General features: G+C 71.0%; 11 protein-coding genes. 7 read left to right on the top strand and 4 right to left on the bottom strand.

The features are described from left to right. Window positions 1–17 precede the first annotated feature (17 nt). The gene (locus ACZ6BG_RS06405; protein WP_468997504.1) at window positions 18–1427 is read left to right on the top strand and encodes an FAD-binding oxidoreductase; all 1410 of its coding nucleotides are present in this window, start codon (window positions 18–20) and stop codon (window positions 1425–1427) included. A 19-nt stretch (window positions 1428–1446) separates the two neighbouring features. Here ACZ6BG_RS06405 and ACZ6BG_RS06400 read toward each other — a convergent pair whose 3' ends face one another. Then, the gene (locus tag ACZ6BG_RS06400; protein ID WP_030358355.1) at window positions 1447–1926 is read right to left on the bottom strand and encodes an SsgA family sporulation/cell division regulator; all 480 of its coding nucleotides are present in this window, start codon (window positions 1924–1926) and stop codon (window positions 1447–1449) included. Window positions 1927–2216: 290 nt separating this feature from the next. Here ACZ6BG_RS06400 and ACZ6BG_RS06395 point away from each other — a divergent pair, with 290 nt between their 5' ends. Both ACZ6BG_RS06395 and ACZ6BG_RS06390 read left to right on the top strand, forming a co-directional pair. Next, complete coding sequence (locus ACZ6BG_RS06395; RefSeq protein ID WP_468997500.1) at window positions 2217–4022, top strand: RDD family protein; 1806 nt, start codon at window positions 2217–2219, stop codon at window positions 4020–4022. A 104-nt stretch (window positions 4023–4126) separates the two neighbouring features. After that, on the top strand, window positions 4127–4837 hold the full coding sequence (locus tag ACZ6BG_RS06390; protein WP_468997497.1) for an RDD family protein: 711 nt from the start codon (window positions 4127–4129) through the stop codon (window positions 4835–4837). Window positions 4838–4932: 95 nt separating this feature from the next. Here ACZ6BG_RS06390 and ACZ6BG_RS06385 read toward each other — a convergent pair whose 3' ends face one another. Next, the gene (locus ACZ6BG_RS06385; protein WP_468997495.1) at window positions 4933–5277 is read right to left on the bottom strand and encodes a hypothetical protein; all 345 of its coding nucleotides are present in this window, start codon (window positions 5275–5277) and stop codon (window positions 4933–4935) included. A 490-nt stretch (window positions 5278–5767) separates the two neighbouring features. On the opposite strand from ACZ6BG_RS06385, the gene ACZ6BG_RS06380 reads away from it, so the two are divergent. After that, entirely contained in the window at window positions 5768–8206 is a 2439-nt protein-coding gene (locus ACZ6BG_RS06380; RefSeq protein ID WP_468997492.1) for an immune inhibitor A domain-containing protein, read from the top strand. A gap of 134 nt (window positions 8207–8340) precedes the next feature. Next, window positions 8341–8664, top strand: coding sequence for a hypothetical protein (locus tag ACZ6BG_RS06375; protein ID WP_468997490.1), 324 nt, complete (start codon window positions 8341–8343; stop codon window positions 8662–8664). 224 nt (window positions 8665–8888) lie between these two features. Here the strand turns inward: ACZ6BG_RS06375 and ACZ6BG_RS06370 are convergent, their stop codons facing one another. Beyond that, window positions 8889–9473: a nicotinamidase gene (locus ACZ6BG_RS06370; protein WP_468997488.1), complete on the bottom strand. Its 585-nt coding sequence runs from the start codon at window positions 9471–9473 to the stop codon at window positions 8889–8891. A gap of 78 nt (window positions 9474–9551) precedes the next feature. Continuing rightward, window positions 9552–10889: a nicotinate phosphoribosyltransferase gene (locus ACZ6BG_RS06365; RefSeq protein WP_468997486.1), complete on the bottom strand. Its 1338-nt coding sequence runs from the start codon at window positions 10887–10889 to the stop codon at window positions 9552–9554. Window positions 10890–10969: 80 nt separating this feature from the next. On the opposite strand from ACZ6BG_RS06365, the gene clpS reads away from it, so the two are divergent. Further along, window positions 10970–11287: an ATP-dependent Clp protease adapter ClpS gene (gene clpS, locus ACZ6BG_RS06360; RefSeq protein WP_030358347.1), complete on the top strand. Its 318-nt coding sequence runs from the start codon at window positions 10970–10972 to the stop codon at window positions 11285–11287. Between the two features lie 11 nt (window positions 11288–11298). Beyond that, on the top strand, window positions 11299–11907 hold the full coding sequence (locus ACZ6BG_RS06355; RefSeq protein ID WP_468997484.1) for a DUF2017 domain-containing protein: 609 nt from the start codon (window positions 11299–11301) through the stop codon (window positions 11905–11907). Window positions 11908–12070 lie beyond the last annotated feature (163 nt).

Raw genomic sequence — 12070 nt, 5'->3', positions numbered from 1 at the left:
AGTGCGAGGCTGTGATCATGAGCAGTGGCACGCACAGCACGCCGGGCACCCCCGCCGCACCCGCCGACCTCCTGGACCGCCTCCGCGCCGGACTCCCCGCCGACGCGCTCCTCACCGACCCGGACGTCACGGCCTCGTACGCCAATGACATGGCGAGCTTCTGCGAGGCGGGAACGCCCGCCGTCGTGGTCCTGCCGCGCACCGTCGAAGAGGTCCAGCACGTCATGCGGACCGCCACCGAGCTGCGGGTCCCGGTCGTCCCGCAGGGCGCCCGCACCGGCCTGTCCGGCGCGGCGAACGCGAGCGAGGGCTGCGTCGTCCTCTCGCTCGTCAAGATGGACCGGATCATCGAGATCAGCCCGGTCGACCGGATCGCCGTCGTCGAGCCCGGCGTCATCAACGCCACGCTCTCCCGCGCGGTGGCCGAGCACGGCCTCTTCTACCCGCCGGATCCCTCCAGTTGGGAGATGTGCACCATCGGTGGCAACATCGGCACGGCCTCCGGCGGCCTGTGCTGCGTGAAGTACGGGGTGACGGCGGAGTACGTCCTCGGCCTCGACGTCGTCCTCGCCGACGGACGCCTGATGAGCACGGGACGGCGTACGGCCAAGGGGGTCGCCGGATACGACCTGACGCGCCTGTTCGTCGGCTCCGAGGGCAGCCTCGGCATCATCGTCCGCGCCGTCCTCGCGCTCAAGCCGCAGCCGCCCCAACAGCTGGTCCTCGCCGCCGAGTTCGGCTCGGCCGCCGACGCCTGCGCGGCCGTCTGCGAGATCATGGAAGGCGGCCATGTGCCGTCGCTCCTGGAGCTGATGGACCGTACGACGATCCGCGCCGTCAACGCCCTCGGCAACATGGGCCTGCCGGAGACCACCGAGGCGCTGCTCCTCGCCGCCTTCGACACCACGGACCCCGCCGCCGACCTCGCCGCCGTCGGCGCCCTGTGCGAGGCCGCGGGCGCCACCCAGGTCGTTCCGGCGGACGACGCGGCCGAGTCCGAACTCCTCCTCCAGGCACGCCGTCTTTCCCTCACCGCACTCGAAGCGGTGAAGGGCACGACGATGATCGACGACGTGTGCGTACCGCGCTCCCGGCTCGGCGACATGCTCGCCGGGGTCGAGCGGATCGCCGACAAGTACGGACTGACCATCGGGGTCTGCGCGCACGCGGGCGACGGCAACACCCACCCCACCGTCTGCTTCGACGCGGCAGACCCCGACGAGTCACGGCGCGCCCGCGAGTCCTTCGACGAGATCATGGCCCTCGGCCTCGAACTCGGCGGCACCATCACCGGTGAACACGGCGTCGGCGTCCTGAAGAAGGAGTGGCTGGCGCGCGAGCTCGGCCCGGTGGGCGTGGAGATGCAGCGCGCCGTCAAGACGGCGTTCGACCCGCACCACCTCCTCAACCCGGGCAAGCTCTTCTGACCCCCCGTGGGTTTGGTGCTCACTCACCGTCCTTCGACTCGTCACTCGGCCACGGGTCGCGCAGCCACAGCTCGTCCGCGCGGCCAGGGGTGGGGGCGAGCAGCTCGGCCAGGCCGTCGTCGATGCCGAGCCGCTCGGCCTCAGAGCCCGGAGGGACCACCCGCAGGGTGCGCTCCAGCCAGGCGGACACGGCGGGCGCCGGCGCCTCCAGGAGGGCGTCGCCGTCGGGCGAGCTGAGCGCCATCAGGACCACGGAGCGGCCTTCGACCTTCGTCGGCCACACCCGCACATCGCCGTGGCCGCACGGCCTGAACACCCCCTCCACCAGGAGCTCCCGGGCGAACGTCCAGTTCACCGGGTTCTCGGAGCCGATGTGAAAGGCGATGTGGACGGCGTACGGATCGTCGGTGCGGTAGGTGAGCCGGGCCGGGACGGGGATCGCCCGTTCCGGCGAGAGGACGAGTTTGAGCTCCAGCTCGCGTTCCACCACGGTGTGCATAGCTCGTGCGCTTCCTTTCTCTCGCGGCGTACGCGGCCCCTCTGATCGGGTCCGCGCACCGGACCCGTTTCAGGCCCGCGATGAGTCAGAGCGCGCGGGCGGCCTGGCATTACGCGACTTCGGGAAGATTTTTTTCGCCGGGTACGACACGGGGCGGGCGGGCGTGTTCGGACGGCGGGGAGGAACCGTGCACGGAAGGGGGCGGTGCGGCGGGAGCCGCCCGACGCGGCGCGCGGGTCTGATAGATGTGGAGCCTCACAAGACCCCCGAGCAGATACGGGACGACGGACATGAGCGCCCCAACCCCGGCCCCCGGCGACGACAGGCCCCGCGAAGGCTACTACCCCGACCCGTCCATTCCGGGATATGTCCGGTACTGGAACGGCGCGGCCTGGGTGCCCGGTACGAGCCGTCCCGCACCGTCCGACGGCGAACCCCTGCCCGCGCCGCCCCGCTCGGCCACCGCGCCCCCGGCTCCGGCCCCGGCCCCGGCGGCGCCCGTGGCCGCGGAGGAGACCGGCCCGGTGTTCTTCGACGAGGAGCCGGGAGGGGTGACGCAGACCGGCCCGGACACGGACACGAACATCGGCCTCGGGCTCGGGCTTGGCGCGGGTGCCGACGTCGACGCAGGCTCGGGCTCCGGGGCCGGTTCGGGTGCCGGTGCCGGGGACGGGCAGCACGGGGTCAAGCCCGAGCCCGCTTCGGCCTGGCAGGCGGACGCGGCCCGGCAGACGGGGCTCGGCGGTGAGCAGGACCAGCGGGTGTCGTGGGGTGCGGCAGGGGCAGTCGGCGTGCCTGGCGCGCACGGCCCGCTGGACCCGAGGGACCCGCGCGTGCGGGGCGAGGGGGCGGCTCCCGGCGCGGCGGCATCGGCGGGGGCGGCCGGAGGGAGCGCGGCCGAAGGGGGTGCGCGGCGCGTACCCGCGCAACAGCAGCCCGGTGCGCGGCAGGAGCCGGGGCAGCGGGAGCAGGCTCCGGCGGCCGTCGACCGATCCGAGGAGGCCGCCGCGGAGGGGCCGGGCGCGGTGACGTTCCGGGCCGCCGAGCCCGCCGTGCCGAAGCCCGCCACCACCGAGGGGACAGTGACCTTCCGGCGGCCGACGGGTCCGGTGAAACCGGCGGGGGCCGGGACGCCGGACGCGGACGGCGGTACCGAGGGGACCATGGCGATTCGGGCCCTGCGCCCCAAGTCGGGGCAGACGAGGCCCGCTTCCGGCGCCGCTCCTTCGTCCGTGTCCCCTTCTTCCCCGTCCACCTCGACCTCTCCGTCGACTTCTCCCTCGGCTTCTCCGTCCCCTTCTTCAGCCACGCCTCCTGCCGGTGCAGATTCCGCCGCCGCGGCCCAGGCACCGGTGGTGCCGCAGCAGCAGGGACGGGCTCCGCAGGCCGGGGCACAGGAGCAGAGCGCGCCCCCGCAGGCCGGTGCCCAGGGCGGGGTCGCCTCGCCGGTGACGTCAGGGCCCGGCGGCGGGTCGGCCTCCTGGGCCCAGCAGGTGCACCAACTCGCCCAGTCGCCCGGTCCGGGGCCGTCGGCGCCGCAGGGCGAGGGGCCCGTGCTGCCGTGGAAGCCGGTGGCCGCGGACCCGTTCGCCGCGGTGGTCCAGGCGCAGGCGGAGGCGCGGCCCGCCGGCCTCGGCAGGCGCCTCGCCGCGCGGCTCATCGACACGGTGGTGCTCGCCGCCGTGACCGCGGGGGCGGCGCTGCCGCTCGGTACGCGCGCCGCGGACCACATCGACAGCAAGATCGACGCGGCGAAGCTGTCGGGCGAGAAGGTCACGGTGTGGCTGCTCGACGGGACGACCGCCGGGTACCTCGGCGTCGTGCTCGGCGTACTGCTGCTCTTCGGGGTGCTCTACGAGGCGCTGCCCACGGCGAAGTGGGGCCGCACGCTCGGCAAGAAGGTGTGCGGGGTCGAGGTCAGGGACATCGAGGAGCACGGGGCGCCGTCGTTCGGGGCGGCGCTGCGGCGCTGGCTGGTGTACTGCGTGCCGGGGGTCCTCGTGGTCGGGGTCGTCGGGGTGCTGTGGTGCCTGTTCGACCGCCCCTGGCGCCAGTGCTGGCACGACAAGGCGGCCGGTACGTTCGTGGCGGGCTGACCGGCCCGGGGCCTAGTTTCGGTAGCGGTCCCCAAAAGGGGGGCCGTAACCCGGACAGCCGCTCGTCGCATGCGGCGCACTCCACTTCGAGGTGCACTCACCCCATGAGCACCGAACCGCCGCAATACCCCAACGCTCCTGACCCCGACGACAACGACCCCTTCAAGAAGCAGCCGCCCCCGCCGTCCGACGGCCCCCCGCCCCCGGGCGCGGGCTCCCCGTACGACCCGCCTCCGCCGGGCGCGGGCGGCGGCGACCCCTTCGGCGGCGGCCCAGGCGGGCCAGGCGGCCCCGGCGGCACCCCGCCGCCCCCGTACGGAGGCGACCCCTACGGCGGCGGCTTCGGCGGGCAGGACCCCCTCGCGGGCATGCCCCCGCTCGCCGACAGCGGCAAACGCGTCCTGGCCCGCATCATCGACATGGTCCTCGTGGGCGTCGTCACCGTCCTGCTGTCCCTCCTTTTCGGGACGAACGAGTACGACTGGGACCCGGACAAGGTGGACGCCGGCAGGTCGTTCGGGCAGTCGCTGGTCGCCGCCGTGCTGTACATGGCGTACGACAGCTATCTGATCTCGAAGACGGGGCAGACGCTGGGCAAGAAGTGGCTCGGCATGCGGGTGGCGAACCTCAACGACGGGGCGAACCCGACGCTGCAGACGGCGCTCGTGCGCTCGGCGGTGCTGTGGATCCCGTTCGCGTTCTGCTGCGCCTGCGTCTGGACGGCGATCTGCGGTGGCTGGAGCTTCTTCGACAAGCCCTACAAGCAGGGGCTGCACGACAAGGCGGCCAAGACCGTGGTGGTCAGCGTGGGCTGAGCGGCACGAGGGCAGCCGGAAGGCCCGGCGCTGCGGCGGCGCCGGGCGGTGGTCGCGGCGGGTCCGTGGGTGTCACCTGCGCGGGCGGGTGACGCTCAGGGGCCCGCCGGTTCGCGTACGGGCAGCGGGGTGTGCTGCGGGGCGGCGGGGTCGGGGGCGATCACGGTGCGCTGGACCGGGATCCGCTCCTCGAAGTTCGAGGGGGCGGGGACGGCGGCGGGGACCGGGACCGCGGCGGCGGGCAGGGTCTCGGTGGGCCCCGGGGCCGGCTTGGGCAGGGGCACCGTCAAGGCCACGAGCAGGCCGAGGCCGAGCGCGGCGAAGGCTATGACCGCGACTCCCGGCGCCGAACTCGCCTGCGAGAGCAGCAGCATGGCGAGCGCGGAACAGACGACGGTCGCGGAACCGTAGGTGAGCTGTGCGACGGTCGGACGAGGCATGGGGCGAGGCATGGCGTGATCCGTCCTCGGGACAGCGGATGCGGGGGATAGATCAAGACGATGTGGACGTATACGAATCAAAGGGTGCTCAAAGGTGGCGACTTGGAAGCTTCGCCGAGTACCCGTGCGCACCGTCGAAATGACTCTATTCGCCTGCATGCCCGACGGGAACGTGCGGTAAGCGTGACCTAACCCACGGTGCCGGTGCACAGGGGGCGCATGGATTCATGCGTCCCGCCAATTGGACGGTGAGGCGCGCCTGTTGAGGGGGCGGGGGATGCCGCGCGTGCGCCGCCGTGGTCACGGTCGATCATGTTCGAATAGCGGGCGCTCGAGTCTGCATAGGGCATTTGGCCTGTTCAAGTCAAGGTCTGTCTTTTCTTCCCTCTCTCCGGTCGAATGTCGTCACTTGTGACGCGCATATCGCGCGCGGACCTCCTCGACCGGGAATTTCGGTCCGTGATGCGGGCGCGGGGGAGGACAGCATCAAGTGACCATCAAGAGACGAACGTTCAGAGCCACCGCGGCAGCGGTGGCTCTCGCGGCGGCGACCGCGACGTTCTCCGCGTACTCAGTGGCGGCGGCCGACGACGGCGGGAGCGGCGACAAGGCGTCCGCGACCGGCAAGGCAGCAGCCATCGACCGCCGGGATCCGGCGGACGCCAAGGCCCATGTCGACCACGACCTCGAGGGCCCGTTCAGCAAGCAGCAGGCCCAGCAGCGCAAGGCCGCCCTGGAGCAGGTCGTCTCCGGCGACGCCAAGGTGCACAAGCGCGGCGGGTCGAACGTGGTCAAGCTCGACGACAAGAAGTACGTCGAGCTGGGCCGGGAGAAGACCGACAAGATCTTCACGATCCTGGTGGAGTTCGGGGACAAGGTGGACGACACCACCATGTACGACCCCGACGGCCCCGAAGGCCCCGAGAAGCCGATCAAGAAGTACGGCGGCAAGCCCGGCCCCGCGCACAACAAGATAGCCAAGCCGGACCGTGCGAAGGACAACAGCACGGCCTGGCAGGCGGACTACAACAAGAAGCACTTCCAGGACCTGTACTTCGGTGAGGGCAAGGACGCCAAGGGCAAGCCCAAGCACTCGCTGAAGACCTACTACGAGAAGACGTCGTCCGGCCGCTACTCGGTCGACGGCGAGGTCTCGGACTGGGTCAAGGTCGACTACAACGAGGCCCGCTACGGCTCCAACTGGTGCGGCGACTCCAACTGCGCCAACGTCTGGGACGCCGTCCGCGACGGCACCACGGCCTGGGTCAAGGACCAGAAGGCCAAGGGTCGCACGGACGCGCAGATCAAGGCGGACCTCGCCAAGTACGACCTGTGGGACCGCTACGACTTCGACGGCGACGGCGACTTCAACGAGCCCGACGGGTACATCGACCACTTCCAGATCGTGCACGCGGGCGAGGACGAGTCCGCCGGCGGCGGCGCCGAGGGCCCCAACGCCCTGTGGGCGCACCGCTGGTACGCGTACGGCGACGACGCGGGCAAGACCGGCCCCGCCGACAACAAGTCGGGCGGCACCCAGATCGGCGACTCCGGCATCTGGGTCGGCGACTACACGATGCAGCCCGAGAACGGCGGCCTCGGCGTCTTCGCCCACGAGTACGGCCACGACCTGGGCCTGCCCGACCTGTACGACACCACCGGCAAGGCCGAGAACTCCGTCGGCTTCTGGTCGCTGATGTCGGCCGGTTCCTGGCTCGGCACCGGCAAGGACGCGATCGGCGACCTGCCCGGCGACATGACCGCCTGGGACAAGTTCCAGCTGGGCTGGCTCAACTACGACCGGGCGAAGGCCGCGACGACCTCCGAGCACAAGCTCGGCGTGTCCGAGTACAACACCCGGCACCGCCAGGCGCTCCTCGTCGACCTGCCCAAGAAGCCGGTCACCACGACGGTCGTGAAGCCCACCGAGGGCACCAAGCAGTGGTGGAGCGGCCAGGACGACGACCTGCGCAACACCCTCACGCGCGGCGTCGACCTCACCGGCAAGTCCAAGGCCGAGCTGTCGCTCCAGGGTTGGTGGGACATCGAGTCCAACTACGACTGGCTCTACACCGAGGTGTCCACCGACGGCGGCGCCAACTGGACGCCCGTCGACGGCACGGCCGACGGCAAGCAGATCACCCGTGACGCGGGCGACAAGCCGGCCCTGACCGGTTCCTCGAAGAAGTACCAGAAGCTGGTCTTCCCGCTGGACGCCTACGCCGGCAAGAAGATCGACGTCCGCTTCCGCTACGCCACCGACGGCGGCACGGCGCTCAAGGGCTTCACGGCCGACGAGATCACGCTGACCGCGGACGGCGCCAAGCTCTTCGAGGACGGCGCCGAGGGCGACGACAACGGCTGGAAGACGAAGGGCTTCTCGCGCATCGGCGAGTCCTTCACCAAGCAGTACGAGCAGTACTACCTCGCGGAGAACCGCCAGTACGTGTCGTACGACAAGACCCTCAAGGTCGGTCCGTACAACTTCGGCTTCTCCGCGTCGCGTCCCGACTGGGTCGAGCACTACCCCTACCAGACCGGCCTGATGGTCTGGCAGTGGGACACCTCCCAGAAGGACAACAACGTCAGCCAGCACCCCGGCAAGGGTCTGATCCTCCCGATCGACGCCCACGCCAAGCCGATGAAGTGGAAGGACGGCACGCTCCTCCGGAACAAGATCCAGCCGTTCGACGCGCCCTTCTCGAAGTACGCGACGGACGCGTTCACGCTCCACAACGCGGACGTGGCGCTCAAGATCAAGTCCAAGAAGGGCGTCTCGGTCTTCGACGACCGCAAGGGCACCTACTGGTACGCGGAGAACCCCACCGGAAGTGTCAAGGTCACTGACACCAACACCCGGATAAAGATCCTCAAGCAGCCCAAGGACGGCTCGACGATCACGCTCCAGGTGGGCAAGTCCACCAAGTAAATCTCGTTAACGCAGGTCAAGCGCCTGTTTCTGGCCGATCGGCCGTCGCCCTCTAGCGGGCGGCGGCCGATCGTGTTTGAGTGCGTCCTGTGGTTCTCTTATTGACACGACGTCTCACGGGGGTGTGACAGAGCATGGCCGCAGGAGGCTTCTGCAAGCTGCCCAACGGCAGTGTGGTGGTGGCGCTGACCCTGCCGAGCCCCGGGCCCGGGGGCGGCAGTGTGCGCGTTCTCGTACGTGCCGCCAATCGTGCGCGGGCGCTGACCCGGCTGCGCAATCTCGGGCTCCGGGCGGTCTACCTCCGCGGCAACGCGGAACCCCCCACCCCGGACGAGGTCACCGCCGTCCTGCACCACCCCGACGGCCTCATATGGCGCACGGCGCCGGGCCACTCCACGTCCGTGGAGGAGCTGTGGCATCCGATCCGGGCACTGCTGAGACGGGGCGCGGCCGCGTAGCCCCCAATCCCGCCCCTTCCCGAAACCGGGGGCTGCCGCCCCCTGGACCCCCGCTGTCGGCGCTTCGCGCCTCGTCCTCGAACGCCGGACGGGCTATATCCAGCCCCTCGTGGGGGTCCCCCCTGCTCCTTAAGAGCTTGGGGGAGTTTGAGGAGCGGGGGTCTGGGGGCGGAGCCCCCAGTTACGGGGAAGGGGCGGGTCTGGGGCGCCCCGTGAAGGTCCGGTCAGAGGACCGGCTTGCCGGTGAGTTCCGCGCCTGCCGCGCGAAGCTCGTCCAGGGCGCGCTGGGTGGTCTCCTCGGCCACCCCGGCCGTGAGGTCGAGGAGGACGTGGGTGCGGAAGCCCTCGCGGACGGCGTCGAGCGCGGTGGCCCGCACACAGTGGTCGGTGGCGATCCCGACGACATCGACCTCCCGGATCTGCCGGGCCCGCAGCCACTCCGCGAGCGAGGTCCCGTTCTCGTCGACCCCCTCGAACCCGCTGTAGGCGGCCGAGCGCGCCCCCTTGTCGAAGACGGCGTCGATCGCCCCGGACGCCACGGCGGGCGCGAAGTTCGGATGGAACCCGACCCCCTCCGTCCCGGCGACACAGTGCGGCGGCCACGAGTCGACGAAGTCGGGCGAGTCGGAGAAGTGATCACCGGGGTCGATGTGATGGTCCCGGGTGGCCACGACATGCCGGTAGCAGGGGGAGGCCTGCCCGATGAGCTCGGTGATGGCGGCAGCCACATCCGCTCCGCCGGACACCGCGAGACTGCCCCCTTCGCAGAAGTCGTTCTGTACATCGACGACGATCAGGGCGCGACGCATGGCGGGTTTCCTTCGGCTAGCTGGATGAACCGAGCGTAGAGACTTCCACTCCGTTGCGGGAGAGGGCGGGCGACGCACTCAGGCCAGGTACTCGGTGGGAATGACCGCCTCCCCGCGCGACAGCTGGGTGGCCGAGAGCGGCAGACGCCCCCGCGCGGCCGCGTGCCGCTCCCGGACCGCCTCGAGGGGTTCGCGGGCGACGACGTCCCCGCCCTTGACCAGCTCGACGAGGAGCTGGTCGTCGGCGAGGTCGCCGGGCACCGGCCCGGTCCCGATGACCTCGGCCTCGGCGACCCCGTGCGCGTCGACGCGCCGCGCGGCCCACTTGCGGCCGCCGAGGGACGACTTCCCGCCGAGGGACTTCTTGGCGACGGGTTCCAGGGGGGCCTTGGGGTCGGCGGAGCGGGCGCGGGCGACGAGCTTGTAGACCATGGAGCAGGTGGGGTGCCCGGAGCCGGTGACCAGCTGGGTGCCCACGCCGTACGCGTCCACGGGCGCCGCGGCGAGCGAGGCGATGGCGTACTCGTCGAGGTCGGAGGTGACCACGATCTTGGTGTCGGTGGCGCCCAGCTCGTCGAGCTGCTGGCGCACCCGGTGCGCGACGAGCAGCAGGTCGCCGGAGTCGATGCGGACGGCGCCCAGCTCGGGCCCGGCGATCTCGACGGCCATCCGGACGGCCTCGCCCACGTCGTAGGTGTCGACGAGCAGCGTGGTGCCCCGGCCGAGCGCGTCGACCTGGGCGCGGAAGGCGTCCCGCTCGCTGTCGTGGACGAGGGTGAAGGAGTGGGCGGACGTGCCGACGGTCGGGATGCCGTAGCGGAACCCGGCCGCGAGGTCGGAGGTGGTGGTGAAGCCGCCGACGTACGCGGCGCGCGCGGCGGCGACGGCGGCCAGCTCGTGGGTGCGGCGGGCGCCCATCTCGATCAGCGGCCGGCCGCCCGCGGCGGAGGCCATGCGGGAGGCGGCGGCGGCGATGGCCGAGTCGTGGTTGAGGATGGAGAGGATCACCGTCTCCAGGAGCACGCACTCCGCGAAGCTGCCCTCGACCCGCAGGATCGGCGAGCCGGGGAAGTACGTCTCGCCCTCCGGGTAGCCCCAGATGTCCCCGCTGAAGCGGTACGAGGCCAGCCACTGGAGCGTCGGCTCGTCCACCACGGCGCGCTCGCGCAGGAAGGCGAGGACGCCGGCGTCGAAGCGGAAGTTCTCGACCGCGTCCAGGACCCGCCCGGTCCCGGCCACGACGCCGTAGCGGCGGCCCTCGGGCAGTCTGCGGGTGAACACCTCGAAGACCGAGCGCCGATCGGCGGTGCCCGCCTTCAGCGCGCCCTGCAACATCGTCAACTCGTAGTGATCCGTGAAGAGCGCGGTGGAGGGGACGTCCACCGGCAGCCCCAGGTCATGCTCCCCAGAGTTCATGACAAGGATGCTACCCCGCATCTCGTCACTCTGACGATTTCGGGGGTCCGTTTGTGCGCCCGGCCGCCCCGGGTGGCAGCATGGGGCAGGTGAGTAGCGCTGCTCCCGTAGAGATCACACGCCCGGACGCGGAAGAGGAGACCTTCGCGGTCCCCGAGCCGGACGTTCCGTGGATCACGCTCGTGCACAACGACCCGGTCAATCTGATGAGCTATGTGACCTATGTCTTCCAGACGTACTTCGGCTACTCGAAGGACAAGGCCACCAAGCTGATGATGGACGTGCACCACAAGGGCCGGGCCGTCGTCTCCAGCGGCAGCCGCGAGGAGATGGAACGCGACGTGCAGGCGATGCACGGATACGGGCTGTGGGCAACGCTCCAGCAGGACCGGAAGTAGCGACGCGACTGATGCCTGGACACTTCGAACCGATCCCGGGCGGCGGCGCCGCCGTCGCGCTCGACGAGGTCGAGATCTCGATCATCCGCTCGCTCGCCGTGCAGCTCCTGGAGCTGATCGGCCCCGGCGACGAGCCCGCGGGCGACGACGGCGACCCGTTCGCGGAGCTGTTCGCCGAGGGCCCGAGCGAGCCGCCCACCGACCCGGTGCTTAAAAGGCTGCTCCCGGACGCGTACGGCGGCCCCGGCACCGAGTCCGGCTCCCTGGAGAAGGCCGACGAACTGCGGGCGTACTCCGCCGAGTTCCGCCGCTTCACCGAGAACGACCTGCGGGCCCGCAAGCGGGACGACGCGCTCGCCGTGATCCGCTCCCTGGATGCGCTCACCGTCGCGGGCGAGGGCGGCGCCGTCCTGAAGCTGTCCGCGGAGGAGTCGCGCGGCTGGCTCGGCGCGCTCAACGACCTGCGGCTCGCGATCGGCGCCCGGCTCGACGTGACCGACGAGGAGGACGCCGACCTCCTCTACCGGCTGCCGGACTCCGACCCTCGCAAGCCGATGGTGATGGCCTATCTGTGGCTGGGCGGGCTCCAGGAGACGCTTGTCGAGACCTTGATGCCGTGACGCCGGGCGGTGATGCCGTGACGCCGATGTCGTGACGGTTTTCCGACGTTCGCGTGACGTCGGTTTGAAGATCGCGGGCGTTCGCTCAACGGACGCTCAAATCCGGATAACGATCCTGTCACCTCGGTGCCCCCTTTGCGGCACCGAGGTTTCTTTGTCCGCT

Source organism: Streptomyces sp. NPDC041205, assembly GCF_055591765.1.
The sequence above is the reverse complement of the archived record's forward strand: the minus strand, read 5'-3'. Positions and strand labels throughout refer to the sequence as shown.